The organism is Rhodococcus sp. YH1 (assembly GCF_009939605.1).
Taxonomy (GTDB): Bacteria; Actinomycetota; Actinomycetes; order Mycobacteriales; family Mycobacteriaceae; genus Rhodococcus; species Rhodococcus aetherivorans.
Genome location: NZ_WVTE01000152.1, coordinates 1 through 24,729 on the forward strand (window position 1 = coordinate 1; position 24,729 = coordinate 24,729).

The 24,729-nt window shown below is 71.5% G+C and carries 28 protein-coding genes and 1 pseudogene; 9 read left to right on the top strand and 20 right to left on the bottom strand.

The window, feature by feature from the left end:
• Positions 1-113, bottom strand: a pseudogene (locus tag AIIKEEIJ_RS34000) (polyphosphate kinase 2 family protein); the annotation flags it as partial.
• 3 nt (positions 114-116) lie between these two features.
• Between AIIKEEIJ_RS34000 and AIIKEEIJ_RS12770 the strand changes: the two are divergent.
• The 3 genes from AIIKEEIJ_RS12770 to AIIKEEIJ_RS12780 are packed head-to-tail and all read left to right on the top strand — an operon-like array spanning position 117 to position 2,170.
• The gene (locus AIIKEEIJ_RS12770) at positions 117-806 is read left to right on the top strand and encodes an HpcH/HpaI aldolase/citrate lyase family protein (protein WP_338020944.1); all 690 of its coding nucleotides are present in this window, start codon (positions 117-119) and stop codon (positions 804-806) included.
• 1 nt (position 807) lies between these two features.
• The gene (locus AIIKEEIJ_RS12775) at positions 808-1,815 is read left to right on the top strand and encodes a MaoC family dehydratase (RefSeq protein ID WP_161995793.1); all 1,008 of its coding nucleotides are present in this window, start codon (positions 808-810) and stop codon (positions 1,813-1,815) included.
• 13 nt (positions 1,816-1,828) lie between these two features.
• Entirely contained in the window at positions 1,829-2,170 is a 342-nt protein-coding gene (locus tag AIIKEEIJ_RS12780; protein ID WP_006941435.1) for a WhiB family transcriptional regulator, read from the top strand.
• A gap of 87 nt (positions 2,171-2,257) precedes the next feature.
• On the opposite strand, the gene AIIKEEIJ_RS12785 is transcribed toward AIIKEEIJ_RS12780, so the two are convergent.
• Positions 2,258-3,328 (bottom strand): enoyl-CoA hydratase-related protein, encoded by a 1,071-nt coding sequence (locus AIIKEEIJ_RS12785; RefSeq protein WP_161995794.1) that lies wholly within the window; start codon positions 3,326-3,328, stop codon positions 2,258-2,260.
• Between the two features lie 44 nt (positions 3,329-3,372).
• Between AIIKEEIJ_RS12785 and AIIKEEIJ_RS12790 the strand changes: the two genes are divergently transcribed.
• Both AIIKEEIJ_RS12790 and AIIKEEIJ_RS12795 read left to right on the top strand, forming a co-directional pair.
• On the top strand, positions 3,373-4,599 hold the full coding sequence (locus AIIKEEIJ_RS12790) for a CoA transferase (RefSeq protein ID WP_102799479.1): 1,227 nt from the start codon (positions 3,373-3,375) through the stop codon (positions 4,597-4,599).
• Positions 4,596-5,990 carry an amidohydrolase family protein gene (locus AIIKEEIJ_RS12795; protein ID WP_161995795.1) on the top strand — a complete coding sequence of 465 codons (1,395 nt, stop codon included), beginning with the start codon at positions 4,596-4,598 and terminating at the stop codon, positions 5,988-5,990. The genes AIIKEEIJ_RS12790 and AIIKEEIJ_RS12795 overlap by 4 nt, the downstream gene beginning before the upstream one ends.
• Before the next feature lie 181 nt (positions 5,991-6,171).
• Here AIIKEEIJ_RS12795 and AIIKEEIJ_RS12800 read toward each other — a convergent pair whose 3' ends face one another.
• The 16 genes from AIIKEEIJ_RS12800 to AIIKEEIJ_RS12870 form a co-directional block, all read right to left on the bottom strand.
• Positions 6,172-6,984, bottom strand: a complete 813-nt coding sequence (locus AIIKEEIJ_RS12800; protein ID WP_161995796.1) for an ABC transporter permease — start codon at positions 6,982-6,984, stop codon at positions 6,172-6,174.
• Positions 6,981-7,907 (bottom strand): ATP-binding cassette domain-containing protein, encoded by a 927-nt coding sequence (locus AIIKEEIJ_RS12805; RefSeq protein WP_161995797.1) that lies wholly within the window; start codon positions 7,905-7,907, stop codon positions 6,981-6,983. The genes AIIKEEIJ_RS12800 and AIIKEEIJ_RS12805 overlap by 4 nt, the downstream gene beginning before the upstream one ends.
• A 1-nt stretch (position 7,908) precedes the next feature.
• A complete protein-coding gene (locus tag AIIKEEIJ_RS32590) occupies positions 7,909-8,052 on the bottom strand; it encodes a hypothetical protein (RefSeq protein WP_202916978.1) in 144 nt (47 codons plus the stop codon).
• A 421-nt stretch (positions 8,053-8,473) separates the two neighbouring features.
• On the bottom strand, positions 8,474-9,118 hold the full coding sequence (locus AIIKEEIJ_RS12810; RefSeq protein WP_161995798.1) for an NAD(P)H-dependent oxidoreductase: 645 nt from the start codon (positions 9,116-9,118) through the stop codon (positions 8,474-8,476).
• 44 nt (positions 9,119-9,162) lie between these two features.
• Positions 9,163-10,380, bottom strand: coding sequence for a CaiB/BaiF CoA transferase family protein (locus AIIKEEIJ_RS12815; RefSeq protein WP_029546222.1), 1,218 nt, complete (start codon positions 10,378-10,380; stop codon positions 9,163-9,165).
• On the bottom strand, positions 10,377-11,156 hold the full coding sequence (locus AIIKEEIJ_RS12820) for a tyrosine-protein phosphatase (RefSeq protein ID WP_050035940.1): 780 nt from the start codon (positions 11,154-11,156) through the stop codon (positions 10,377-10,379). Before AIIKEEIJ_RS12820 ends, AIIKEEIJ_RS12815 begins: the two co-directional genes overlap by 4 nt.
• Positions 11,157-11,252: 96 nt before the next feature.
• The gene (locus AIIKEEIJ_RS12825; RefSeq protein WP_161995799.1) at positions 11,253-12,329 is read right to left on the bottom strand and encodes an acyl-CoA dehydrogenase family protein; all 1,077 of its coding nucleotides are present in this window, start codon (positions 12,327-12,329) and stop codon (positions 11,253-11,255) included.
• Positions 12,329-13,477, bottom strand: coding sequence for an acyl-CoA dehydrogenase family protein (locus AIIKEEIJ_RS12830; RefSeq protein WP_029546228.1), 1,149 nt, complete (start codon positions 13,475-13,477; stop codon positions 12,329-12,331). Before AIIKEEIJ_RS12830 ends, AIIKEEIJ_RS12825 begins: the two co-directional genes overlap by 1 nt.
• Before the next feature lie 23 nt (positions 13,478-13,500).
• The gene (locus tag AIIKEEIJ_RS12835) at positions 13,501-14,124 is read right to left on the bottom strand and encodes a TetR/AcrR family transcriptional regulator (protein WP_043802744.1); all 624 of its coding nucleotides are present in this window, start codon (positions 14,122-14,124) and stop codon (positions 13,501-13,503) included.
• Positions 14,121-15,671 (bottom strand): AMP-binding protein, encoded by a 1,551-nt coding sequence (locus AIIKEEIJ_RS12840; RefSeq protein WP_161995800.1) that lies wholly within the window; start codon positions 15,669-15,671, stop codon positions 14,121-14,123. Before AIIKEEIJ_RS12840 ends, AIIKEEIJ_RS12835 begins: the two co-directional genes overlap by 4 nt.
• 32 nt (positions 15,672-15,703) lie before the next feature.
• Positions 15,704-16,861 (bottom strand): acyl-CoA dehydrogenase family protein, encoded by a 1,158-nt coding sequence (locus tag AIIKEEIJ_RS12845; RefSeq protein WP_029546232.1) that lies wholly within the window; start codon positions 16,859-16,861, stop codon positions 15,704-15,706.
• A gap of 46 nt (positions 16,862-16,907) precedes the next feature.
• Complete coding sequence (locus AIIKEEIJ_RS12850) at positions 16,908-17,717, bottom strand: crotonase/enoyl-CoA hydratase family protein (RefSeq protein WP_006947364.1); 810 nt, start codon at positions 17,715-17,717, stop codon at positions 16,908-16,910.
• 129 nt (positions 17,718-17,846) lie between these two features.
• Positions 17,847-19,190: a permease prefix domain 1-containing protein gene (locus AIIKEEIJ_RS12855; RefSeq protein WP_161995801.1), complete on the bottom strand. Its 1,344-nt coding sequence runs from the start codon at positions 19,188-19,190 to the stop codon at positions 17,847-17,849.
• A complete protein-coding gene (locus AIIKEEIJ_RS12860; RefSeq protein ID WP_006947362.1) occupies positions 19,190-19,552 on the bottom strand; it encodes a PadR family transcriptional regulator in 363 nt (120 codons plus the stop codon). Before AIIKEEIJ_RS12860 ends, AIIKEEIJ_RS12855 begins: the two co-directional genes overlap by 1 nt.
• Positions 19,553-19,694: 142 nt before the next feature.
• Complete coding sequence (locus AIIKEEIJ_RS12865) at positions 19,695-19,946, bottom strand: hypothetical protein (protein WP_006947358.1); 252 nt, start codon at positions 19,944-19,946, stop codon at positions 19,695-19,697.
• 96 nt (positions 19,947-20,042) lie between these two features.
• Positions 20,043-20,528 carry a hypothetical protein gene (locus AIIKEEIJ_RS12870; protein WP_161995802.1) on the bottom strand — a complete coding sequence of 162 codons (486 nt, stop codon included), beginning with the start codon at positions 20,526-20,528 and terminating at the stop codon, positions 20,043-20,045.
• Positions 20,529-20,738: 210 nt separating this feature from the next.
• Between AIIKEEIJ_RS12870 and AIIKEEIJ_RS12875 the strand changes: the two genes are divergently transcribed.
• Together AIIKEEIJ_RS12875 and AIIKEEIJ_RS12880 are read left to right on the top strand one after the other, a co-directional pair.
• The gene (locus AIIKEEIJ_RS12875; protein WP_029546239.1) at positions 20,739-21,077 is read left to right on the top strand and encodes a hypothetical protein; all 339 of its coding nucleotides are present in this window, start codon (positions 20,739-20,741) and stop codon (positions 21,075-21,077) included.
• A 123-nt stretch (positions 21,078-21,200) separates the two neighbouring features.
• Complete coding sequence (locus AIIKEEIJ_RS12880; protein ID WP_238406331.1) at positions 21,201-21,608, top strand: acyl transferase; 408 nt, start codon at positions 21,201-21,203, stop codon at positions 21,606-21,608.
• A 39-nt stretch (positions 21,609-21,647) separates the two neighbouring features.
• Here AIIKEEIJ_RS12880 and AIIKEEIJ_RS12885 read toward each other — a convergent pair whose 3' ends face one another.
• Both AIIKEEIJ_RS12885 and AIIKEEIJ_RS12890 read right to left on the bottom strand, forming a co-directional pair.
• The gene (locus tag AIIKEEIJ_RS12885; protein ID WP_238406332.1) at positions 21,648-21,875 is read right to left on the bottom strand and encodes an alpha/beta fold hydrolase; all 228 of its coding nucleotides are present in this window, start codon (positions 21,873-21,875) and stop codon (positions 21,648-21,650) included.
• A 103-nt stretch (positions 21,876-21,978) separates the two neighbouring features.
• Positions 21,979-22,686 (bottom strand): SOS response-associated peptidase, encoded by a 708-nt coding sequence (locus tag AIIKEEIJ_RS12890; RefSeq protein WP_044476587.1) that lies wholly within the window; start codon positions 22,684-22,686, stop codon positions 21,979-21,981.
• A 260-nt stretch (positions 22,687-22,946) separates the two neighbouring features.
• On the opposite strand from AIIKEEIJ_RS12890, the gene thiD reads away from it, so the two are divergent.
• Together thiD and AIIKEEIJ_RS12900 are read left to right on the top strand one after the other, a co-directional pair.
• Positions 22,947-23,759: a bifunctional hydroxymethylpyrimidine kinase/phosphomethylpyrimidine kinase gene (gene thiD / locus AIIKEEIJ_RS12895; protein ID WP_006947348.1), complete on the top strand. Its 813-nt coding sequence runs from the start codon at positions 22,947-22,949 to the stop codon at positions 23,757-23,759.
• A 181-nt stretch (positions 23,760-23,940) separates the two neighbouring features.
• The gene (locus tag AIIKEEIJ_RS12900) at positions 23,941-24,639 is read left to right on the top strand and encodes an SDR family oxidoreductase (RefSeq protein WP_161995804.1); all 699 of its coding nucleotides are present in this window, start codon (positions 23,941-23,943) and stop codon (positions 24,637-24,639) included.
• The last annotated feature ends 90 nt before the right edge of the window (positions 24,640-24,729 follow it).

Sequence of the window (24,729 nt, forward strand, 5' to 3'; positions counted from 1 at the left end):
CCCGAGCGCCCGTTGGCGAAGAGCATCTCCTGTAGCCGCGAGAGCACCGCGCCGCGTTCCTCGATGAGTCGTTCGCCGGTGGCCTTGTCGCCGGAGAAGCCCGGGGTGCCGTTGAGGTGTCCACCCGCGGCACCGGCCGCGCGATCGCGGTCCGCGTCAACGGTCCCGGCACGCCGTGGTTCGCCGACGACCTGCGCGCCTGCGCCGCCCTCGGACCGGCCCTGTCGTCGATCGTGGTGCCCAAGGTGGAGGGCCCGGCCGACCTCGCCGAGACCGACCGGATCCTCACCGAGGCGGGCGATGCCGACCTCGTGGTGCAGGCACTGATCGAGACCCCGGCCGGGGTGACCCGCCTCGACGAGATCGTCACCGGCCCCCGGCTGGCCGCGGTGATCCTCGGCTACGCCGACCTCGGCGCCGCGCTCGGCCGCGCCCGCACCGCCGCCCCCGAGCACTGGCTGTACGTGCAGGACCGCCTCCTGCACGCCGCCCGCGCCGCGGGCGTGCAGGCGATCGACGGACCGTTCCTGTCCATCACCGACGACGAAGACTTCCGTCGCGCCGCCCGCTGGACCGCCGACCTCGGCTTCGACGGCAAGTGGGTCATCCACCCGGCCCAGATCGACTCGGCCGCAGCGGCCTTCACCCCCGACGACGCGCAGGCCGAGCAGGCCCGACGGGTGCTGGCCGCCCTGGCCGAGGCCGAGGCCCGCGGCGCCGGAGCCGCCCAGCTCGACGGACAGATGCTCGACGAGGCGGTCGCCGTCGCCGCCCGCCGCACCCTCGCCCTGATCGGAGACAAGTGAGATGACCACCGCACGCACCGCCACCGAGGTCGGCGGACCCTACTTCGACGAGCTCACCGTCGGCCAGGTCTTCGACACCGCCCCGGCCGTCACGATCACCGACGGCCTCGCCGCCGCCCACCAGGCGATCCTCGGCGACCGGCTGCGCCTGCCCCTCGATGCGCACCTGTCGGCGGCCGTCGCCGGTGGGCCCGTCGCGCACGCCGGCCTCGTCACCGACCTGGCGATCGGCCAGTCCACCCTGGTCACCCACCACGTCAAGGCCAATCTGTTCTACCGCGGCCTGCGCTTCCACCGCTTCCCCCATATCGGCGACACCCTCTACACCACCACCGAAGTGGTGGGCCTGAAGGAGAATTCGGCCAAGCCCGGCCGCAAGCCCACCGGGCTGGCGGCGCTGCGCATGAACACCGTCGACCAGAACGGGCACACCGTCCTCGACTTCTACCGGTGCGCGATGCTGCCGCTGAGCGAGAATCCCGATCCCGCGCGCGTCGTGCCCGCCGACGATCTGTCCGCGATCGGCCCGCAGGAACCGCCGCGGTGGTCCGCCCCCGCCGACTGGGACCTCGCCGCCTACCGGACCCGCGTTCCGGGACCGCATTTCGATCCGTCGCTCGCCGGTGCGGTGCTGCGGTCCAGCGGCGACGTCGTCTCCAGCGCACCCGAACTCGCGCGCCTGACCCTCAACATCGCCGCCACCCACCACGACGAACGCGTCGGCGCCGCAGGACGACTGGTGTACGGGGGCCACACCATCGGCCTCGCCCTGGCCCAGGCCACCCGCGCGCTGCCCAACCTCGTCACCGTCCTCGGCTGGCACTCGTGCGACCACACCGGCCCGGTCCACGAGGGCGACACCCTCACCAGCGACCTGCACATCGACTCCGCCCAGCCCCTCGACGGCGGCGGAGGCGTCCTCGAACTGCGCTCGATCGTCCACGCCCACCGCGGCACCGACGCGCCGGCACCCGTGCTGGACTGGCGCTTCACCGCCCTCATGGCCTGACCCCGGAACCGACATGACACTCCCCGCCTTCGCCCCGAGCCCCACCGAAGTCCCGGACCCATACGACGGGCACCACTGGCGTCTGCACGCCCGCTGCCGGTTCATCGGACCGGACACCTTCTACGCCCCCGAGGACGAGACCTGGGGCGAGCGGCAACGCCGGGAACGAGCGGCCCGGGACATCTGCGCGGCCTGCCCGGTCCGCATCCCGTGCCGCGACGATGCCGTGAAGAACAAGGAACAGCACGGGATCTGGGGCGGACTGACCGAAAGGGAACGCCGCGGACTGCGGTATGTCCGCTGGCTGCCGGACGGTTCTGCGACTCGTGGGGCGGGTACGTCGGCGGCCGGCTGACCTCCCTCGCATGCGCTCGGGCCCGAGCGAATGTATCGCCCACTCGATCTGATCGAGTGGGCGATACATTCGCTCACTCCCCTTCGCTCACTCCCCGCGGACGGCGATCTCGTCGATCAGCCCCCACTCGAGCGCCCGCGGTGCCTCGAGCGCGACGCCGGTGACGAACAGGTGCAGCGCGCGCCAGCGGCCGATGCGGCGGGGCACGCTCACGGTGCCGCCCGCGCCGGGGATCAGGCCCATCGTCACCTCGGGCAGCCGGAAGAGCGTGCCGGGGGCGGCGACGATCCGGTGTGCGAACGCCGGGACCTCGATGCCGGCGCCGACGCAGTGCCCGTGCACGCGCACCTCGGTGCGGTCCGCGAGTGCGGCGATCAGCCGTCCGGCGCCGCCGCGGGTGCGGATCAGGTGCGCGGTCGCGGTGTCCGGGGTGTGGCCGAACTCGTCGAGGTCACCGCCGGCGCAGAACGACGGCCCGGCGCCGTCGAGCACCACCCGCGCGACGGTGTCGTCGAGCAGCGGCAGGCGCAGCGCCTCGACCAGGGCGTCGCGCAGCGCGGTGCCGTAGGCGTTGCGGCGTTCGGGCCGGTTGAGGGTGAGGTGCAGGGTGTCGCCGTCGCGGTGGATCAGCACCGGATCCGCGACGGGCGGCGGCGGCAGCGGCCGCCCGAGCCTGCGACGCTCGTCGAGCCAGCCACCGAACTCGGCGCCGCCCTGCAGGGTGGAGTAGGCGAGCGATTCGACGTCGATCGCCTCGGGCACCGGCAGCGCCTCGGTGATCCGCAGCACCTGCCCGGCGACGAGGGCCGACTGCGGATACCGCCCCATCGCCCGGACGAACTCGGCGAGCGCCGCGTCGACGTCCTCGGTGCCGACCACCGCCCGGTCCGCCGGATCGGGCCCCGCGACGTACGTGAGGTCCAGCGCGGCGGTCAGCGGCGCCAGGGCGGCCGGGACGGCGCCAGTGCAGCGCCCGACGAGCAACCGATCCAGTGCCGGCACCCGGGCGGCCACGGCCTCGACCATCGATGCGTCGGCGTCGTCGAGGTCGACGATCAGCACGGGTTCGCACAGGGCGGCGCCGTCGCCGAGAACCGGTGTGTCCGCGGCGCCGCCCGCGAGGTCCGCCACCGTGAGGGTTCGTACGCCTGTGCCCATGTCCGCCGTCCTGAGGTCGTTTCGCGGACTGTAGCATCGGCAGCGTGTCGACCTCCGCGCGCCCGGATGTGGTGCGGGACTGGGCCGAGAGCGGAATCGCTTCTCTCACCGGCCGTCCCGACGGGCCACCCCTGATTCCCCCCGGTCGCGCGGCGACCGTCGCGCGGGAACGCACCGCCTGGATCGCCGACGTCACCGGCGGAGCGGTGCAGCTCGACGGGGCGCGCATGCTCGCCGAGCGCGCCGCCTTCACCGGGCATCGCCGCGGCGGCGCGACGTCGGCCGGCGGTTCGTGCCGGCTGCTGCCGACGGCCGACGGCTGGGCCGCCGTCTCCTGCGCCCGACCCGACGATCCCCTGCTGCTCGGCGCCCTCGTCGGCGCCGACGTCGGGGACGACCCGTGGCCCGCGGTCGAGGCCTGGCTGCGCGAGCACACCGGCGCCGACCTGGCCGAGCGCGCCGACCTGCTCGGCGTCGCGGCCGGACCCGTCACCCCTGCGCACGCTCCTGCCCCCCTGCGACCGCCGGCGCCGCGCCCCGTCGACGGGTTGCTCGTCGTCGACTTCAGTGCGCTGTGGGCGGGACCGCTGTGCGCGCACGTGCTGGGCCTGGCGGGGGCGCGGGTGATCAAGGTGGAGACACCGTCCCGGCCGGACGGCGCCCGCCGCGGCAATCCCGACTTCTATCGCCTGCTGCACGGCGGCCACGAGGCCGTGACCCTCGATCCCGCCCTCCCCCACGAACGCGCAGCCCTCGCCGCGCTCGTCGCGGCCGCCGACATCGTGATCGAGGCGTCCCGCCCGCGCGCGCTGGCCGGATTCGGCCTGCACGCAGACGAATTCGTCGCCACCGGCGGGACCTGGATCTCGATCACCGCGCACGGACGCGCCTCGAACCGGATCGGTTTCGGCGACGACATCGCCGCGGCCGCGGGACTGGTCGCCCGCGACGGCGACGGGCCGATGTTCGTCGGCGACGCGATCGCCGATCCACTCACGGGTCTGACCGCGGCGGCGCTGGCGATGTCCACACCCGGCGACGGTGACGGGGTGTTGTGGGACATCTCGATGTCGGCGACGGTGGCCGCCACCCTGGACGGAGCCGAAACCGCTGCGGCGCAGGCATACCGGCGAGGCCACGAGTGGTACGTCGACACCGCGACGGGCACCGCGCAGATCGAGACGCCGCAACCACGCGCCCCGCGCGGCGACCTCGCCGAACCGGGTCGCGACACCGCCGCGGTGCTCGCCGAACTGGGGTCGGCGCGGTGACCGGCCTGCTGCTGCGCGACGTCGCGCTGCCGGCCGGCCGGTGCGACGTCGCGGTCCGCGACGGCCGGATCACGGCGATCGGGGTCGGCCTCGAAACCGAGGGCGAGGTGATCGACGGCCGCGGTGGGGCGCTGCTGCCGGGACTGCACGATCACCACCTGCACCTGCACGCGATCGCCGCGGACGCCACCTCGGTCCGGTGCGGGCCCCCGCACGTGCGCACACCCGGCGACCTGGCCCGGGCGCTGGACGCCGCGCCCGGCGACGGCTGGGTCCGCGGCGTCGGCTACGTCGAGACGGTCGCGGGCCTGCTCGACGCCGCGGCGCTGGACCGGCTGCACGCGCGGCGGCCGGTGCGGGTGCAGCACCGCAGCGGCGCGATGTGGGTGCTCAACTCGGCGGCGACGACCCTGGCCGGACTGGACTCGGCCGACCATCCCGGGGTGGAGCGCGACGACGCCGGTCGCCCCACCGGGCGGGTGTGGCGGGCGGACGCCTGGCTGCGCGAGCGGCTGCCCGCCACCGGGCCGCCCCCGCTCGATGCCGTGGGCGCGGACCTGACCCGCCTCGGGATCACCGGGATCACCGACGCCACCCCCGATCTGGCGCCGGGCTCGCTGGCCGCGCTGATCGACGCACACGTCTCCGGCGCGCTGCCGCAGCGAGTGCACCTGCTGGGGGTGCCCCTCGGCGACGAACCCGAGGATCGACCGGCGACCGTGACGACCGGCCCGTACAAGATCGTTCTCGCCGACTCGGGACTGCCCGACTTCGAGGCCCTGGCCGGCACCGTCCGTCGCGCCCACGCCCGCGGCCGGCCGGTGGCGGTGCACTGCGTCAGCCGCGAGGCGCTGCTGTTGCTGCTCGCGGTGTTCGAGGAGGCCGGCACCCGTCCCGGAGACCGGATCGAACACGGGGCGCTGGTCCCGGCCGAGTCGATCGGCGAGCTGCGTCGTCGCCGGGTGTGCGTGGTGACCCAGCCCGGCTTCCTCGCGCACCGCGGCGACGACTACCTCGAGCGGGTCGATACCCGGGATCTGCCGGACCTGTACCGCTGCCGGTCCCTGCTCGACGGCGGCGTGCCCGTCGCCCTGTCGAGCGACGCCCCGTACGGGCCGCTCGACCCGTGGGCGGTGATCGCGACCGCGACGAACCGTCGCGCCCCCACCGGCGACGTCGTCGGTCCACAGGAGCGGATCACCGCCGCCGCCGCCCTCGACCGCTACCTGTCCCCCCTCGACGACCCCGGCGCCGAGCCGCGCAGGGTGCGGGTGGGCGCGCCGGCGGATCTGGTGCTGCTCGACCACCCGCTCACCGATGCGCTTGCGGAGCCGACCGCGGAAGCAGTGCGCTGCACCGTGATCCGCGGCGAGATCCGGTATCGCCGCTGAGCCCGGGCCCGGTCGGACGAGGCCCTGCCCGGGCTGCTGCACCCGTTCGCGGGTCACGCCCGCACCACCGTCATGAATACCTGTTCGCTAGTCGAGGAGTGCGTCCGCGCTGCACGACGAGGTCGTCCCGGTGGGTCGCGATCTTCGTCTCCAGCGCGGCGCACCGCCCAGGTGGGCTGCCTCAACGCGCGACCAATGCGCGCACCCGGCGCGCGAGGCCGGGCAGGAGCGTCACCACCGCCCCCAGCGCGACCGCGGCGACGACGGCAGTGGCCGTGTCGCCGAACGTGGCGGTGCCGAGTTCGTGGCCGCGCAGGGCATCGGTGGCGTGCGCGACCGGGTTGAGCGTCGCGGCGGCCTGCATCCAACCGGGCATGGTCTCGATCGGGGCGAAGGCGCTCGAGACGAACATCAGCGGCATCATCACCATCATCCCGGCGAACTGCACCACGTCGGGACGGCGGAGTCGGTCACCGATGAGCCCGAACAGGCCACTCATCGCCGCGGCCAGCACGGCGAGAACGACGATCCCGGCCAGGGCGTCGACGACGGTGCCATGGAACTCGAATCCGAGTACGACGGCGGCGACACCGAGGAGCGCGGCCCGGGCGAGCGTGAATGCGGCTTCGTTGAGCGTGCGCGCCACACCGGGCAGCGCCCCCCGCATGGGTAGCGCGGCGAAGCGATCGTGCAGGCCGTTGGTGTGATCGATCGCCGCGGACACCCCCGCGTTGGTGCCGGCCATCACGGTGGAGACTGCCAGCATGGCGGGGGTGAGGAAGTCGATGTAGCTGACCCCGGGAGGGAAGCCGGGTCCGGCCGCCACACTGCGGAACACCTGACTGAACAGGACCAACATCGCCATCGGCATGGTCAGCGAGAACATCAGCAACTGCGGGACGCGGGCACTCGTGCGCAGATTGCGGACCACGAGGGCGGCGAGCTGGTCCGCGGCGGGTGAGCGCCCGGGTCCGGTGGTGAGAATGGCGTTCATCGGGTGGCTCCGTCGTGGGTGAGGTGGGTGAAGACGTCGTCGAGGCTGGGCGAGGTGACATCGAGGTCGCTGATGTCGACGCGGTCCCGGGTGAGCTGGGCGACGAGTTCGGCAGCGGTCATCGCGTCGCCCACGGTGAGTGCGACACGGACCCGGCCGTCCTCGACGGGATTTTCGGCGTCGGGGCGGAACGGCAGGCCGCCGAGCTGGTGCGTGGGGATCGTGGCGGTCACCACCTTGCCGCCGACAATCCGCTTCAGCTCGGCGGGAGTGCCGCGGGCGGCGACCCGCCCCTGGCTGAGCACGACAATGTGGTCGGCAAGCCGGTCGGCCTCTTCGAGGTACTGGGTCGTGAGCACGACGGTGGTGCCGTTGGTGGTGAGTTCGTCGACGACGTCCCACAGCGCGCTGCGGGCGATGGGATCCAGGCCGGTGGTCGGCTCGTCGAGGAACAGTACCGACGGAGATCCGACCAGGCTGGCGGCCAGGTCGACCCGACGTCGTGAACCGCCGGAGAGCTCACCGACCCGCCGCGACGCGAGGTCGTGCAATCCGAGCCGGTCGATCAGGGTGTCGGCCCGAGCCCGTGCCCGACCACGCAGGCCGGCGAGGCGGCCGATCAGTTCCACATTCTCTCGGGTAGTGAGGAACTCGTCGAGGCCGGCGTACTGGCCGGTGACCCCGATCCGGCGGCGGACGTCCATCGCATCGGTGACGACGTCGAGGCCCTCGACCAGCGCCCGGCCGACGGTCGGCCGCACCAGCGTGGTGAGCACGCGAATCAAGGTCGTCTTACCGGCGCCGTTGTGGCCGAGCACGCCGAGCGTCGTGCCCGCCCCCACCTCGAGGTCGAGGCCGTCGAGCGCCCACGTCTTGTCGTAGGCGACATGGAGATCTTCCACAACTACTGCAGGGGTGTTCATCTCACGCCTCCGAAGCGGTGCCGGGCACGTGCAGCGCCGGCGCGCCGCGATGTCGCCGGCCCGGACGGTGGGGCACCCCCGCAGGGAGGGGCGATGCGTTGGTGTCGTCGACGTCGAGCGCGATGTGGACACGGCTGGTCATCATCTGTGGGTCCTTCCGAGACGGCGCTCCCCTGGCTGGGGAGCTTGACTCTTCTGACGAGCGACCCGCGATGTGGACGCATCACCTCGACAGCGTCCGCCCGAGCGCGGCGCGGCAGGGCCGAACGAAGGGATCGTGGTGGGGAGCCCGATCGGCCCACCAAAACCGGCGCATCTCCCGGGGCAGATGCGAACGGCGGAAGGGCCCGGGCCGTCTCCCGCGGGTCGCACAGGTCTTCGACGACCTGGCTGCCCGCGCACCTGCGGGCTCGGTGCAGCAGGCCGAGCTGCTCGCCCCGGCCGCCTCCATGTGGAGCTTGACCGGCTACCAGGGGAACTCAGTGTCCCTGGCGCGGACTACCTTGACGAGCGCGGAGCCGACGCCGAATTCGCCTGAGAACCAAACGGGCGGACGGGCGCGCCGGTCAGGCGCCGAGGTCGTGCGCGAGCCGTTGCACCCGCTCGCGCGCCGCGTCCAGGCTCGCCGTGGAGCGCTCGGTCATCGGCGCCAGCGCCGGAATACGGGACGCGAGAGTGTATTCGGCGGTCACGACCGTGATGTCCATGCCCAGTGACGTGCCGAGCACCTGCTGCAGCGGCGGCACGGTGTGGTCGAGGCCCTCGTCCGGGTCGCCGGGCCCGTAGGCCAGCCCACGGCTCGAGATCAGCACGACGGGCGTGCCCGCGAACGGCTGGTCCGGCGTGTCGAACGGCACGGTGGTGCCGAGCACGTGGACGTGGTCGATCCACGCCTTCAGCGTCGACGGCAGCGACCAGTTGTACATCGGGGCGCCGATCACGACGACGTCGGCGGCGGCGACCTCGGCGATCAGCTCGGTCTGCACCGCCTCGGCCGCAGGATCGACGGCGACGCCGGAAACCCGCAGCCGGGGCGCATAGTGCAGTTCCGCGTCCGCGAGATGCGGGACCGGGTCTCGGTGCAGGTCCCGCTCGACCACGGTGTAGCCGGGTCCGCGGCGGCGCCACGTGTCGGCGAACAGGCGGGTCAGTTCGCGCGTGACGGACGTCTGCCGGTTCGCGGACGAATCGAGCTGCAGCAGCTGGGGCACGTCGGGCTCCTTCGGGTTCGGGTACTGCGCTGGACGACTACCGGCTACTGCACGATGCCGGCGGCACGCAGCCCGGCGACCTGCGCGTCGGTGAGGCCGAGTTCGGCGAGCACTGCGTCGGTGTGCTGTCCCAGCGCCGGTACCGCACCCATGCGCATCTCGACATCGGAGAAGGTCATGGGCGGCAGCACCGCCCGCACCGCGCCGGCCTCGGTGCCGACCTCCCGCCAGCGGTCGCGCTCGGCGAGCTGGGGATGCTCGATCAGGTGCTTCATGTCGTTCAGGCGGGCGGCCGGAACACCGGCCGCGGCGAGACGTTTGTCCAGTTCGGCGGTCTCGAAGCGGCGTGTGTTCTCGGCGACGACCGCGTCGGTCTCGGCGCGGTGTTGCACCCGCAGGATGTTCGTCGCGAACTTCGGGTGCCCGGCGAGATCCGGGCGGCCGAACACCTCGGTGACCAGCGCCCGCCAGCCCCGGTCGTTCTGCACGCCGATGAGGATCTTTCCGTCGACGGTCGGGTACGCGTCGTAGGGCGCGATCGACGCGTGGCTCAGCCCCATCCGCTGCACCTGCGTGTCCTGGTACATCTGCAGGTACATCGGGTGGCCGAGCCACTCGACGGTCGCGTCGAACATCGACACGTCGATCGTCGCCCCCGCGCCGGTGCGTTCGCGCCGGAACAGCGCCGCCTGGATCGAGGTGAGCGCGTACATGCCGGCCGCGATGTCGGAGGTCGGGATGCCGGTCTTGGTGGCGGTCTCCGGGGTGCCGGTGATCGAGCACAGCCCGGTCTCGGCCTGGACCAGCATGTCGTAGGCCTTGCGCTCGCGCAGCGGGCCTTCGGTGCCGTAACCGGTCATGTTCACCACGATCAGCTCGGGCCGCTCGCGCCGCAGCTCGTCGGCGCCGAGCCCGAGCCGCGCCGCCGCGCCGGGCGCGAAGTTCTGGATCACCACGTCGGCCTCGCCGACGAGCCGGCGCACCGCGGCGACGCCCTCGGTGGCCTTGAGGTCGACGCAGATCGACTCCTTGCCGCGGTTGAGCCACACGAAATGCGATGCCAGCCCGTGCACGGCGGCGTCGTAGTTGCGGGCGAAGTCGCCCTCCCCGATGCGTTCGACCTTGATGACGCGGGCGCCGAGATCGGCGAGATGGCGGGTCGCGATGGGGGCGGCGACCGCCTGCTCGAGGCTGACGACGGTGATGCCTTCCAGCGGCAGTCCCGCCGATCCCCCGGCTTTCGGCTCGCTGTTCTCGCTCATCGCGTCGGTGCCTTCCTGTCTCCGTATACCGTTGCAGCCACGTCTTCTCCTCGGGCACGTGCGCGCCACCGCCGCACGTCGTCCTCCCCCGCCCCGTGGTCGATCAGCCACGCCCCCGGCCCTCCGGGATGCGCGACGAGGCGTTCGACGATCGGGGAGATCGCCTCGGCCGGGGCGCGGAACAGGTCGGACGGCACCGCCCGGTCGCCGCCCGGGAACGAGCCGCCCACGCGCAGCCCGACGGCCTCCCAGCGACGGAGGAGCAGGGGCATGTTCGTGTCGGTGGCCGCGTAGTCGTCGACGACGGCCTGCGGTTCCACGCCTGCGGCGAGCAGCAGGACGGCGACCGCGAGACCGGTGCGGTCCTTGCCGGCGGTGCAGTGCACGAGGACCGGGCCCGCGGCCCGCGCGACGACCGGCACGAGCCCGGCGAACAGCGGCGCGGCCACGTCGAACACCCGGCCGTAGAGTTCGGCGAGGCCGAGGCCGGTGCGCCCGGCCGGCGCGGCGTCCGCGTGCAGCGACAGGCGATGCACGTGCGTGCCGTCCGGCCAGGTGTAGGCGCGGTGCCCGCGTTCGGCGTCGGATCGCAGGTCCACCACCGTCGTGGGCGGCCGGTCGGAGAGGATGCCGCGCACCACGTCGCCGGTGTAGCAGGCGTCGCCCCGATACAGCACGCCGGGCGCGGTGCGACCGCCGTCGGTCAGCGGCAGTCCGCCGAGATCTCGCAGATTCACCGGTCCGGGCACGCGCTGTTGCTCGTCCTGCACTCGCACCTCTCCTCGTCGGTCCGGCACCGCCGGAACACGCGCCGTCACCCCACAGTTCATACCGGGCCGGTGGTACCTGTCCAGCGGGCCGCGGCGGATGCCCTATTCCGGTCGGCCGTCCGCGATCAACGGCCACACCCCCCGGGACCCGGCGTCGACGGCCGCCGCGGTGAGCACCTCGTCCCAGAACCGCACGGAGCCGAACTCCCTGCGCCACGACAGCAGCCGGTTCGCGTGCCGGTGCAGCTCGTGCTCCATGGTGAAGCCGATCGCGCCGAGGCTCTGGTGGGCGTTGCGCACGACTACCGACGCGGCGTGCCCCGCGCAGGACTTCGCGGCAGCGATCGCGAATCCCGCTTCGTCGCTGCCGAATCCGGAATCCTCGGCGATCGTCACGGCTGCCTGCGCGGCGGCACGCGCGAGCGCGCCCTCGGCGGCGATGTCCGACACCAGGTGCTGCACGGCCTGGAACTTGCCCAGGGCACGGCCGAACTGCACACGCGTGGTGGTGTGCTCGACGACCAGGTCGAGCACCCGCTCCATCGCGCCGCTCATCGCGAGAGCCCGGGCGAGCGCCCCCCGGCGCAGGAACTCCTCCGCGGTGCCCGCCGGAACTTCGGCGCCGGACAGCGCGGCGACGTCGACACGGATGTGGTCGCGCGGCTCGGACGCGACGTCGACCGCCTCGGTGACCTCGACGTCGGCGCGGGCGACGTCGGCGACCCGCCACGTGCCGTCCGCCTCCCACAGCACGACCACGGCGTCGACGTCGCGGGCCCACGGCACGTGCCGGGCCGAGCCGTCGGCGGCCAGCACGGCGGCGGTGCGTGCCGCCGCCGGATCGGTCACCGCGCGCTTGCAGCCGGACAGCTGTAGCAGCCAGCCCGCGAGGAGGTCGTTCTCGGCCACCGGCACCGCGGCGGCCCCGGCGCCCGCGGCGCCGAGCAGATATGCGGCCTCGGCCCAGCCCGCCTCGCTGCCCCCGTCCGCCTCCGGACCGGTGAGCCGGGCGAGACCGAGTTCGACCAGAGTAGACCACAATTCGCGGTCGAGGCGCAGCGGCCCGGTGAGGCGGTGATCGTCGCCGCGGCGCTCGCCGAAGACCTGTTCGAGCATCTGCGCGAATTCGCGCATCTCCACGTCGTTATCGGTCGACGTGCCGTTCGTCGCGTTGCTCATCAGCGCATCCCCAATCCCCGCGCGATGACCCCGCGCAGAATCTCACTCGTGCCGCCTCGGAGGGTGAATCCGGGACGCTGCATGACACCCGCCCGCACCAGCTCGGCGAACTCGTCACCAGCGGTGTCGCTCTCGCCGGCCAGTTCGTCGGCGAGGTCGGCGATGTCGCCCTCGGCCTGCGTGCCGAGCACCTTGACCACCGAGGCGGCGACCTCCGCGTTCTCGTGCCGCTGCAGCGCCTCGGACACCCCGCGGGACATGTGGTGCAGGCCGAAGATCCGGCCGACGAACGCGCCGATGCGGGGGTCGGCCGGCAGGCGGCCGGCGGCTGCCTCGTCCACCGCGCCGGCGAGCACACCGAAGGTGGACATGAAGCGTTCCGGGCCGCTGCGCTCGTAGCCGAGTTCGGAGGTGACCTGCGCCCAGCCGTCGCCGATCGTGCCGAGCACGAGGTCGTCGGGTACGAACACGTCGTCGAGGACGACCTCGTTGAAGTGGTGCTCACCGGACATCGACAGCACGGGCCGGATCTCCACGCCGGGCGAGTCGAGCAGGACGATGAACTGGCTCAGCCCGGCGTGCCGGTGCGCCGGGTCGAGCGGGGCGGAGCGGGCCAGCCCGAAGAAGGCGTCGGCGTGGTGGGCGCCGGAGGTCCACAGCTTGGTGCCGGTGATGCGCCAGCCGCCGTCGACCTGCACGGCCTTGGTCTTCACGCTCGCCAGGTCGGATCCGGACTCGGGCTCGCTCATGCCGATGGCCCAGCAGATCTCGCCGCGGGCGATGCCGGGAAGGAACCGTCGCTTCTGCTCCTCGGTGCCGTACTTGAGCAGCGAGGGCGCGGCCTGCCGGTCCGCCACCCACTGGGCGGCGACCGGCGCGCCGACCGCGAGGAGTTCCTCGGTGACGACGAAACGCTCCATGAAGGTGCGGCCGTGCCCGCCGTACTCGGTGGGGATGGTCATGCCGACCCATCCGCGGGCGGCCAGGGCCTTGGTGAAGTCGGTGTTCCAGCGGGCGAGCCAGGTGTCCACGCCCGGGGTGAACACGCCGGCCTCGATCTGCTCGCGCAGGAAGGCGCGCACCTCGGCCCGCAACGCTGCGAGACTCGGGTCGGGGGCACCGGCGGACGGTACCAGTGATGTACGCATGGTCGTCTTCTTCCGTGAGGGGGTCAGGGTCGCGGCTGCAGCAACAGCAGGGCCAGATCGCCGTACCGGGCCGCGATGTCGGCGGGGGTGTCCGGACCGTCCGGGTCGTACCAGTTCGCGATCGAGGTCGTCATCGCCAGGATCGAGCGGCGACAGTCCTCCGGATAGGGGGTGGTGAACGCTCCGGATCGCATCCCGTCGTCGATGATGCTGCCCAGCAACTCGTTTCCGGAACGCCGCCGCTGCTCGTAGACGGCCGCGTTCTCCGGTTCCAGGTTGCGAACCTCGGTGCCGATCATCAGGCTCTGTTCCTGGCAGATGGTCCGGAACCGGACCAGGGCGACCACCAGGGCCCGGAGCCGCTCCACCGGGTCGTCACCGACGCGTGACAGCTCCTCGTCGCACATCGCGTCGAAGGCGTTCACGCCGTCGATGAGGATGGCCAGCAGCAGGTCCTGCTTGTTCTTGTAGTGGTAGTACAGCGCCGACAGGCTCACGCCCGCCTCCTGGGCGATCGTCCGGATCGACGACGCACCGTATCCGTTGCGGACGAACTCGCGACGCGCCGCCTCGATGAACACCCGTTGCCGCTCCGACGGCGCCACGGTGTCGCCCTGTCGTGCGTATGTTCCCCGTCGAACACTCATCCGTTTCCTCCGGCGGTCGCGGGGCGCAGCGCCCCCTTGACGAGCTTGCCGGTGGGTGTCCGGGGCAGCGCGTCGACGAAGTCGACGCTGCGCGGGCACTTGTACCCGGCGATGCGGTCGCGGCAGTAGGCGATCAGCTCCGCAGCGAGCGCGTCGTCGCCGGCGACGCCCGCCGCCGGCTGGACGACCGCCTTGACCGATTCGCCCATCTCGGCATCCGGCACACCGATCACTGCCACGTCGAACACCTTGGGGTGCAAGGCGAGGGCGTTCTCGATCTCCTGCGGATAGATGTTCACCCCGCCGGAGATGATGGTGAACTTCGCCCGGTCGGTGAGGAAGAGGTAGTCGTCCTCGTCCAGGTATCCGATGTCCCCGGTCGTCGCCCAGGTGGGGTGGAGCGGGTTGCGGGACTCGGCCGTCTTCTCCGGGTCGTTGTGATACTCGAAGCTGTAGCCGGGACGTTCGAAGTAGATCAACCCGATCTGTCCGTGCGGCAACTCCGTTCCGTCCTCGGCACAGATGTGCGCGAGGCTGGCATGGCCGTGTCCGGTGCGGCCGACGGTGCCGGGCTTCCGGAGCCATTCCTGCGTCGAGACGATGGTGCTGCCCACGGATTCGGTGGACGAGTAGTACTCGTAGATCACCTCGCCCCACCAGTCGATCATCGCCTGCTTGACCTCGACGGGGCACGGCGCGGCGGAGTGGATGGCGGCGCGCATCGCGGACAGGTCGTAGCGGCCGCGGACCTGCTTGGGCAGCTTCAGGAGCCGGACGAAATGCGTGGGCACCCACTGACTGTGGGTCACGCGGTAGCGCTCGAGGTCGGCGAGGCAGGTCTCGGCGTCGAACCTGCCCGCGACGATCGCTGTGCCGCCGAGTGCCTGCGCCGCGGCGCCGAACCGCAGGGGCGCGGCATGGTAGATCGGGGCGGGCGCGTAGTACACGCAGTCGTCGTCGAAGCCGAAGCTCTGCAGCAGCCCGACCGCGTTGGAGGCCGCCTGCTCACCGACCTGCGCTCCGCTGAGCGCGGGCTTGATCCCCTTCGGCCGGCCGGTCGTGCCCGACGAGTAGAGCATGTCCGTCCCGCCGGGCTGGTCGACCGGCGCGGTGGTGCTCATCGCGGCGATCTCGGCCTCGTATCCGAGGTGGCCGGGAACGTCGCCGCCGAACGCCAGGCGGTGCCGCACCTTCGGCGTGTCGCCGGCCACGGCGACCGCGAGGTCCACGAGCGGCGCGGACACCACGAGAGCCGCGGCGTCACAATCGTCCACGATGTAGGCGACCTCGGGCGGGGCGAGATGCGTGTTCACGAACGTCACGTACATGCCGGAACGCACTGCAGCCCAGTACAGTTCGAAGACGGTCACGTCGTTGACCGACAGCACGGCGAGGTGGTCGCCCGCGCCGAGGCCGTGGGCGCGGAGCCAGTGCGCGAACTGCACCGAACGGTCCTCGAGCTCGCGGTAACTGATCTCGCGCCCCGTGGCCGCCTCGATCGCCGCCGGCTTGTCCGGGGTGATCGAGGCATAGCGTCCTGGATACATTCGTGCTCCTTCTGCCGGTCCCACCGGGACGTCTAGAGGCCGAGGTCCTTGGCGATGATCGTCTTCATGACTTCGCTGGTGCCGCCGTAGATCCGGCTGACGCGGGTGTCGGCGTAGAGGCGGGCGATCGGGTATTCGGTGATGTAGCCGTAGCCACCGTGCAACTGCAGGCACTTGTCGATCACGCGGCCGGCGACCTCGGTGCAGTACAGCTTGGCACGGGCGGCGTCCGCCACCGACAGCTCGCCCCGGTCGAGCAGCTCGAGGCAGTGGTCGGCGAAGACTCGCGCCGCCTGCACCTCGGCGGAGCATTCCGCGAGAACGAACTTGGTGTTCTGGAAGGAGGCCACCGGCTTGCCGAACACCTTGCGGTCCTTGGTGTATGCGACGGCATGCTCGATCGCGGCCGCGGCCTGGCCGACCTGGTTGAGCGCGATACTCAGACGTTCCTGGGGCAGGTTGTGGGCGAGGTAGCCGAAGGCCTTGCCCTCCTCGCCGAGGAGATTCTCCACCGGAACCCGCACATCCTGGTACGACAGCTCGGCGGTGTCCTGCTGGTGCAGCCCGATCTTGTCCAGCTTGCGACCAACGGAGAACCCCTCGGCATCGGTGGGCACGCAGAGGATCGACAGGCCGGCACGGCGGTCCTCCGGGTCGAACGGCGCCGTCCGGCAGACGGTGAGGACCAGGTCGGCGGTGACGCCGCCGGTGATGAACGTCTTCGCGCCGTTGACGACGTAGTGCGAGCCGTCGGCGGACAGCTTGGCGGTGGTGGCGATGTTGGCCAGGTCCGAGCCGGTGCCGGGCTCGGTCATCGCGATGGCGGTCATCATCCGGCCGGACGCGAAGTCCGGCAGCCAGCGCTTCCGCTGCTCGTCGCTGCCGTACTCGAGCAGGTACGGCAGGATCAGGCAGGAGTGCACGGTGTAGGAACCGAACGACACGCCGGCCCGGGCCACCTCCTCGAACACGATGGCGTTGTACTTGAAGCTCGATTCGCCGCCGCCGCCGAACTCCTCGGGCACCTGGATACCGAGGACGCCGAGCTCACCGAGACGGTGGAAGAACTCGCGCGGCGGCCGGCCCAGCGCATCCCACTCCGCCTGATGCGGCAGAACCTCGCGGTCGATGAAATCCCGCAGCATGGAACGGAATTCGTCGTGTTCCTGAGTGAAGATCGTCCGCTCCACGGCCGTCTCTCCTTCGTTGTGTGCGGCGGCTCGGGGGCCGGGGCGGTCAGTTGCCGGTGAAGTTCCCGGTGCGGCGTTCGAGGAACGCCGAGAGTGCCTCACCGTGGTCGGCGGTGTGGTGCGAGAGGGCCTGGAACGCGGCGGAGAGCTCGAGGATGCTGTCGAGATCCTGGCGCTGCCCCTCGCGCATCAGCTTCTTGGTCATGCGCAGCGCGTGCGGCGGATTCACCGCGACGCGGGCGGCGAGTTCGTTCGCGGTGACCAGCAGCTGCTCGGGTTCGACGACGCGGGAGACCATGCCCCAGTCCAGCGCGGTCGCCGCGTCGACCCGGTCGCCGGTGAAGGCCATCTCCGCGGCCCGCGCCGCACCGATGGCGCGGGGCAGCAGCCACGCGCCGCCGTCGCCGGGGATGATGCCGAGCTTGACGAAGCTCTCGGCGAAGAATGCGGTGCTCGAAGCGATCCGCATGTCGCACATCATGGCCAGGTCGCAGCCGGCGCCGACCGCGGGTCCGTTGACGGCGGCGATGATCGGCACCTCGCAGTGGTAGATCGCCTTGGGCAGCCGCTGGATTCCGCGACGGTAGCCCTCACGCAGCTGATGCGGGGCACCACCGAACATCCCGGCGCGGTCGGCCATGTCCTTGACGTTGCCGCCGGCCGAGAACGCGCTGCCGGCGCCGGTGAGGATCACCACGCGGGTCTCGTAGTCCGCGTTCGCCTCCTCCACCAGCTGCACCAGCCGCTCGACGACGTCGTCGCCGGAGATCGGATTGCGCGCCTCGGGCAGGTTGATCGTCCACGTCGTGACGTGGCCTTCCCGGCGGGAGAGTACGACGTCCTCGGGTGCGCTCATGCGGAGGTCCTTTCGGCCGGCGATCGGCGGCAGGCAGCAGATTAGGTCGAACGATCGTTCAAATTACTGCCTCGCGGACCGGTTGTAAAGGCATGGACGGATCGACTGCCGTTGTTCGGTGACCGAAGGTCACGCGAAGTCGAACATCGGCGGGAGGAGGCAGACGACCAGCGCCGCCCAGATGCCGAAGACGGGCAGGTAGCGGGTCTGCCAGCGTTCGAGGGAGCCGAACCCGCGGCGGCCACGGACGAACCCGAGGACGAGCCGGGCCGACCAGGCAAGATTGACCAGTAGGACCAGGTTCATCCCGAGAGCGGCCACCTTGTTGGGGGTGAAGCCGAACTCCGCGATCCGGGTGAGCATGGCTGTGAGCATGAGCAGGTCGACCGCGAGAGCGAGGACGACGAGGACGAGCTGGAGACGGTCGAACAGGTCGGGCGGCAGGTGAGGTTCGCGGGCGGAGATCGCATACAGCAGCAGCCCCAGGACGACGACGAGGATGAGGTCCATCAGGATCAACAGGTTTCGGTCGACGTCGACGACGCTACCGGTGGTCGCGAACGCCGCGAGCAGCACCAGCAACATGAGGATTGTGAGGGGTGTGAACACGCGGGTGAGGACGGGCGCGATGTTCTCCACCACGTTCTGCTTCGCCTCCACGAGCCAGGCGGCGACGACGACCGCGCCCGCCGCACCGACCGGCAGCACCCACTCCTCGACGACCCACTCGGCATCCGTGCCGAGCGCGTCGAACGCGCCGATCGTCAGGCCCACGAGGACGCCGCCGCCGAGGGCGAGCAGGGTGAGATAGACGACCCATTCGCCGGTGAATCGGACGAAGTCCATCCACCGCCGGTCGGACCGCCACTCGCCTCCGACATAGGCGAGGCCGACGACGAACCACAACGCGATCGGGGCATGTATCGCGGCGATCACCTCGGTCGATCCGTTCGGGACGAAGGGAAACGCGTTCGTCACGACCGCCACCAGGGCGAACGGCACAAGCAGCGCCGCGGCGCCGCGGGGCGTCACGCGGCGCTTCCAGGCGAAGTACCCGGCGAGGAACGGAAGCACGAGCAGGCTGACGTTGCGCACGACGACGCCCTCGTCCAGTGTCGCCAGTCCGGCCTTCAGGGCGACCGCCGCGCCGACGGCGAGGGCGAGCACGACGAACAGCTCACGTGTGGGCCGCGTGGCACCGTCGTCCGGTGCGGGCATCAGCACGAGTTGCTTCCACAGGCGTTCGGAATGCTCCCGCGCGAACTCGCGGGAGATGTCGTCCACGCTGCCCATGCGTTTGACCGCGACCAGGAAGGCCTCGTCGGTCCCCAGTCCCGCGGCGGACAGATCCGAGATCTGGTCACGCAGGTGGTCTTCCATCTCGTCGGCGTCGGCGGCGGATATCGCGCGACGACGCTCGACGTAGCCACGCCACTGACCGATCTGCGACTCCAGCGCGGCATCGGTGTCCATCACGACCATCCTCCGGCGGGGGTCGCGGGCACCTCGGCGCAGCGCCAGACCTGGTCCAGCGCGTCCGCCACGACGTCCCACTGACTGCGCCGTTCCGCGAGCACGCTCCGGCCTGCGTCGGTGATCGCGTAGTGCTTGCGCCGTCGCCCACTGTCGGAACTTCCCCACGACGCCGACACGTATCCGGACCGTTCCAGGCGATGCAGCAGCGGGTACAGCATTCCGTCGGTCCACTGGATCCGTCCACCGGACAGATCCTTGACTCGTTTGAGGATGGCGTACCCGTAGGAGTCGCCGTCGGCGAGGATTCCGAGCACAAGCGGGGTCGCCGAGGCCGCCACCAGGTCCTTGTCGAGGTACATAGAACTCCTATGCCTAGATCAGCTAGGTATCAACCTAGCAGATTCAGGCATGAGCCAACCGCACTTCTCGATGCGCCCGGTTCGTCCAAGGCCGGCACGCCGGCGGGGTTGATCGCGAGGGTCCGGGGCGTACGGACAGCGGTCAGGACTTCTTCGGCTCCGCCTCGACCTCGTCGTCGTCGGCGAAGACGAGCCGGCCGTCGTCCAGCGCGACGGCCCACCGGCGCACCGGCGCCCAGTCCCGCCCGAGCTGCTCGCCGGCCCGGGCGGCTTCGCTCGCATAGTCCTCGACCACCACTCCGGGCAGTCGGCTCTTGTCGTCGCCACGACGCACCACCACCCGCGAGCCGACGGTGAGCCCGCCCCTGCCTGCAACTCCCGAGTTGTCACTCATGACAAATGATCATTGCATCGATCGCTCTTCCGGACACCCCTACCACGACAGGACCGCCTCCGTGTCGGCACCTGCGCGTCACCGGCGGCGCCCATCTCACTCGACCACCGGGAAGAGGGACTCGCCGTCCTCGGGGCTGCCGTCGATCTGACCTCGATCGACCCGCGAGTCCTCGACGATGACACCCTCGACCAGCTCTGCGTGCTTACGTCCGCCGTCGACGACGGCTGTGTCGCCTCCGCCGTCGTAGACGGCTGTGTCGCCTCCGCCGTCGTAGACGGCTGTGTCGCCTCCGCCGTCGTAGACCTCGTCGACGATGTCCTCGGTCAGCTCGTCGTCCGGCATGGCCGCAACCGGCCGCTCGAGCGGCTCCGGGGGCGCCACGTCGGGTTCCTCCTCGGCGAGGCGCTGGTCCAGCGACTCGCCTTCCTGCTCCTCCCGCTGCGTGGTGCCGAACCGGTCGGCCCCGCTCCAGCCCTCCGGCGGGTCCACGACCTCGTCGCCGTCGTCGTTGCGGACTTCGTCGGAATCGAGGCCCTCGCTCGGGCTGAGCGTGTCGCCGGGACCGTCTTCGATACTCATGGCTGCGAGGTACCCGAGCCGTGGGACCGCGAAACGCGGACGGGTTTGTCTGCCCCGGATACCGTCTATGCCCGGGGCACGACCACGGCGAGGGAGCCTTCCCATGGGCGAGAACGACCTCTTCCAGCACATCGAGGGGCTGGTGAGCGAGAAAAGGTCGACTCCCGTCGCCGGTGACGGACACCGCGAAGGACGAGGTGGGGAGTAGACATGGGCGAGAGCTCGGGAACCGGGGACGCGGAGACGCTGACCGTGGAGCTGGAGGACGCGGGCGGCACGTCGTGGTGGGCCTCCCTGCTCGCGACGCTGAGTTCGCAGTACGGCAACGCGTACAAGCGGTTCGTCGGCCGGGTGGACGAGGAACGCCGCTATGTCGGTCCCACCTTCCCGGTCCCCCGGACGTGGGGGGACATCCCGCCGCAGGAGGCGTGGGCGCCGGAGATGAACCGAAGCCTCGCCGAGGTGCTCCGGCACATCGAGGACGATCACTGGGTGCAGACCGGTAACGGGCAGCAACCGTGGGAGTTCCGGTTCACCCGGCCTCGGTGACCGGATCGCGAGGAGGATTCCGTTCGGGTACGATTGTCGAAAACTGTTGCTGCAGTAGTTGTCTCGGTAGGATTGGTCGCGTCGTGCGGCGACGGCGACACCACGCCGGGTGCGCAATCGACCATGAGCGCGTCCGTTCCCGCGTCGGCACCGGCACCGGCGACGACGGCCGAGAGCGCCCCCGCGTCCTCCTCGCCGGAGACGTCGCCGGCCGCGACGAGCGAGGACGCGACGCCACCGGCCGGGTCGTCCTTTCCCGGAGAAGACCTCACCCCGGAGCAGGCCGAAGCGCTTCAGCGCGCGGTCGACGAGGGTAGCCAGCCGTGGCGGCTGGATCCGCCCCTCGTCGCGCAGGCGTTCGTGGCGGACCGATTCGGATGGAGCGACACCGACGCACGCGCGGCCGACCCGCACACCGTCGAGGTGACCAACCGGGCGGACGGCAGCATCGTGGTGCTCCAGCTGCGCCGGCCCGTCCGGGAGAGCGCCGACGGAATCTGGGTCGTCACGGACGGCGTCCGGATCGGCTGAGCCACCAGCGGAAGTGCAGCCGGCACCCGCTCGCCGGAATCATGCCTCCGCCGCGGCCCGCCGGACCAGGTCGACGATCGCCTCGGGGACATCCGACTGCGGCGCATGCCCGGCCCACGACAGCGGCACGAACCGCGCCCCGGGAACCAGCGGGACGTACCGCACCGTCTGCGCAGAGGCGACGACGTCGAGTACGCCCTGCGCGAGGGTGACGGGGCACATGATCCGGTCGAGACCGTCGGCACGTCCGTCGGGACGGCGTTCCACAGCATCGCCCCCCGATTCCGCGAATCCTCCCTTCACGGAAAGTGATTCGGATCGCTAGGCGCGCCACGGCAGGGCCACCCGAGCCCCGGTGGCCCTGCGCCACTCACACCGGCTCGAGCAGTTCCGGGCGGTTGTTGCGAGGGTTGTTGACCGCGGTGCCGACCTCGTAGGGCTCCAGGTGGGGTTCGGGGACGGAGGCGATCAGCGCGTCGACGTCGTCGCGGTCGGTGAGGGCCGGATCGAGCCACACGTCGTGGAAGGACGGCGGCAGCACCAGCGGGCACCGCTCGTGGATCTGCCCGGCGGCGTCGGTGGCCTCCGTCGTCAGCACCGTGACGGTCCACAGCCACTTGTCGGGATGGTCGTCCGGCAGGCTCGGATCCGGCCACAGCTCGTACAGGCCGGCCATTCCGAGCACGCCGTCGCCGTGCAGGAAGTACGGCACCTTGGTGCCGTCCTCGCGCTTCTGCCACTCGAAGTACCCGTCGGCCGGCAGGATGCACCGTCGCCGGGCGGCCGCGGCCTTGAACGACGGTTTCTCGGTGATCGTCTCGCAGCGGGCATTGATCAGCCGGTTGCCGATCTTCGGGTCCTTGGCCCACGACGGCACCAGCCCCCACCGGGCGGACCGGAGCTGACGCACCGCCTCCCCGCCCGGATCGTCCTTCGGGGCGCGCTCGAGCACCACCCGCACCGTCTGCGTCGGCGCGACGTTGTACGACGGGGGCAGCGGCTCGCCCACCGTCTCCACCACGTCGAACAGGGAGCGCAGTTCCTGATCGGTGACCGTGCTCGCATACCGACCGCACATGCCGCCCACCTTCTGTCGTCGTGCCTCGACCGGTCGATTCCCATGGTGCCGCACCGCACCGACATGCGCCGGGCCGTATGTGACGCCGGTCATCGGCGCGGGTCGTCCGGCCGGGACGCACGGCCGGGCGCGCTAGCCTGGTGCCGGGACCGATCGTGCGAACCCGGCGACGACGTCGCGGGCAGCCGCGGTCTCCCCCGACGTGCCGGTACCTTCCGGGTCCGGCACGCAGTCTGTCCCCCATCGGATTGGAGTACATCGTGGTCGACCTCGCCTATGTCATCGCCGGGTCCGAAGCCACCGGCGGCGCAGGGTTGCAGGTGGATCTGAAGACATTCCAGGAGCTGGGCGTCTACGGCGTCGGCACCACCACCTGCATCGTCTCGTTCGACCCGCGGAACGACTGGTCGCACCGCTTCGTCCCGATCGCGCCCGAGGTCATCGCGGACCAGATCGAGGCCGCCACCGCGGCCCACGACCTCGACGTCGTCAAGATCGGCATGCTCGGCACCCCCTCGACCATCGAGGTGGTCGCCGAGGGCCTGCGTCGCCGGTCGTGGCGGCACGTCGTCCTGGACCCGGTGCTGATCTGCAAGGGTCAGGAGCCCGGCGCCGCGCTCGACACCGACAACGCGCTGCGCGAGGCCGTGCTGCCCCTGGCCACGGTGGTCACCCCCAACCTGTTCGAGGCCCGCACCCTGGCGGGGATGGACCGCATCGACACCGTCGACGGCCTCGTCGAGGCCGCCCGCCGCATCCACGCCCTCGGCCCGCGGTACGTCCTGGCCAAGGGCGGCGTGGAGCTGGCCGGCGACGACGCCGTCGACGTGCTCTTCGACGGTGTGGAGGTCACCGTGTTCTCCGCGCCGAAGGTCGGCCGGGAACGGGTCTCCGGCGCCGGCTGCACGCTCGCCGCGGCCGTGACCGCCGAACTCGCCAAGGGCGCCGACGTGCCCGCCGCCGTCGCGCTGGCGAAGGACTTCGTCACCGCCGGCATCGAGGGCCGGGTCGGGGCGCACACGCCGTTCGACACGGTGTGGCAGGGCGCGTACGCGGCGTCGCGCACGGCATAGGACCACCCCCGTCCGTCGGCGATCCGGATTCGCCTATCGGAGTGCATGTTTCGGACATCGACAACCGCCGGGACGGTTGTCGATGTCCGGAACCGGCGCGTGTGGCTCGGTATCGCGATGCGCGGGCACGTCCGACGCCTATCGTGGACGGGCATCCGTCCGCTCGGCCGAGAGGATTCCCATGACCGCGATCCGGACCGCGCTCGTCACCGGCGGCACCGGCGGGCTCGGTGCCGCCGTCACGACGCATCTGCTCGAGACCGGCTGGCGGGTCGTGGTCCCCTGGGTGGCTCGTACCGAACTCGGCCGGCTCGCGGACCATCCGCGTCTGCATCTCGTGGAGGCGGACCTGTCCGACGAGGCGCAGCTGCGGCAGGCCATCTCGCTCGCGGCGGCCGAGGAATCCGCGCCCCTGTTCGGTGTGGTGAATCTGGTGGGCGGGTTCACCTCGGGGCCGCGGGTGCACGAGACTCCGATCGAGGTCCTCGACGCCCAGCTGGATCTCAACGTGCGCACCGCCTACGCCGTGACCCGCGCGGCGCTGCCGCACCTGCTCGCGGGCAGCGGTGGGTCGGTGGTCTGCATGTCGACCGCGGCGACGAAGCGGCCGTTCGCCGGGGGCGCCGCCTACGTCGCGTCGAAGGCCGCCGTGACCGCACTGGTCGAGACCCTGGCCGTCGAGTACGCCACCGACGGCGTCCGGGTCAACGCGCTGCTGCCCGTCGTCATCGACACGCCCGCGAACCGGGCGGCGATGCCCGACGCGAACCGGCGCTCGTGGTCGCAGCCCGCCGAGATCGCGCGCGTGATCCGGTTCCTGCTCTCCGACGACGGCGCCGCCGTCACCGGGGCTTCGATACCCGTCACGCATGTGGGCTGACGCGCCCGGCGCACTCCGCACCCGTCGGGCCGCTCCGGCTCGAACCGAGCGAATGGACCATGCTGTCGACGTGAGGAGCTGAACGATACA

Excerpts from the sequence above, each read along its gene's own strand:
- AIIKEEIJ_RS12860 (WP_006947362.1), bottom strand. The coding sequence starts at position 19,552 with ATGTACCTCGACAAGGACCTGGTGGCGGCCTCGGCGACCCCGCTTGTG.
- AIIKEEIJ_RS12775 (WP_161995793.1), top strand. The coding sequence starts at position 808 with ATGACCACCGCACGCACCGCCACCGAGGTCGGCGGACCCTACTTCGAC.
- AIIKEEIJ_RS12835 (WP_043802744.1), bottom strand. The coding sequence starts at position 14,124 with ATGAGTGTTCGACGGGGAACATACGCACGACAGGGCGACACCGTGGCG.
- AIIKEEIJ_RS12785 (WP_161995794.1), bottom strand. The coding sequence starts at position 3,328 with ATGGGCACAGGCGTACGAACCCTCACGGTGGCGGACCTCGCGGGCGGC.
- AIIKEEIJ_RS12830 (WP_029546228.1), bottom strand. The coding sequence starts at position 13,477 with ATGCGTACATCACTGGTACCGTCCGCCGGTGCCCCCGACCCGAGTCTC.
- AIIKEEIJ_RS32590 (WP_202916978.1), bottom strand. The coding sequence starts at position 8,052 with ATGATGACCAGCCGTGTCCACATCGCGCTCGACGTCGACGACACCAAC.
- AIIKEEIJ_RS12865 (WP_006947358.1), bottom strand. The coding sequence starts at position 19,946 with ATGAGTGACAACTCGGGAGTTGCAGGCAGGGGCGGGCTCACCGTCGGC.
- AIIKEEIJ_RS12890 (WP_044476587.1), bottom strand. The coding sequence starts at position 22,686 with ATGTGCGGTCGGTATGCGAGCACGGTCACCGATCAGGAACTGCGCTCC.
- AIIKEEIJ_RS12815 (WP_029546222.1), bottom strand. The coding sequence starts at position 10,380 with ATGAGCGAGAACAGCGAGCCGAAAGCCGGGGGATCGGCGGGACTGCCG.
- AIIKEEIJ_RS12900 (WP_161995804.1), top strand. The coding sequence starts at position 23,941 with ATGACCGCGATCCGGACCGCGCTCGTCACCGGCGGCACCGGCGGGCTC.
- AIIKEEIJ_RS12850 (WP_006947364.1), bottom strand. The coding sequence starts at position 17,717 with ATGAGCGCACCCGAGGACGTCGTACTCTCCCGCCGGGAAGGCCACGTC.
- AIIKEEIJ_RS12875 (WP_029546239.1), top strand. The coding sequence starts at position 20,739 with ATGGGCGAGAGCTCGGGAACCGGGGACGCGGAGACGCTGACCGTGGAG.
- AIIKEEIJ_RS12800 (WP_161995796.1), bottom strand. The coding sequence starts at position 6,984 with ATGAACGCCATTCTCACCACCGGACCCGGGCGCTCACCCGCCGCGGAC.
- AIIKEEIJ_RS12825 (WP_161995799.1), bottom strand. The coding sequence starts at position 12,329 with ATGAGCAACGCGACGAACGGCACGTCGACCGATAACGACGTGGAGATG.
- AIIKEEIJ_RS12840 (WP_161995800.1), bottom strand. The coding sequence starts at position 15,671 with ATGTATCCAGGACGCTATGCCTCGATCACCCCGGACAAGCCGGCGGCG.
- AIIKEEIJ_RS12870 (WP_161995802.1), bottom strand. The coding sequence starts at position 20,528 with ATGAGTATCGAAGACGGTCCCGGCGACACGCTCAGCCCGAGCGAGGGC.
- AIIKEEIJ_RS12780 (WP_006941435.1), top strand. The coding sequence starts at position 1,829 with ATGACACTCCCCGCCTTCGCCCCGAGCCCCACCGAAGTCCCGGACCCA.
- AIIKEEIJ_RS12880 (WP_238406331.1), top strand. The coding sequence starts at position 21,201 with ATGAGCGCGTCCGTTCCCGCGTCGGCACCGGCACCGGCGACGACGGCC.
- AIIKEEIJ_RS12855 (WP_161995801.1), bottom strand. The coding sequence starts at position 19,190 with ATGGACACCGATGCCGCGCTGGAGTCGCAGATCGGTCAGTGGCGTGGC.
- AIIKEEIJ_RS12805 (WP_161995797.1), bottom strand. The coding sequence starts at position 7,907 with ATGAACACCCCTGCAGTAGTTGTGGAAGATCTCCATGTCGCCTACGAC.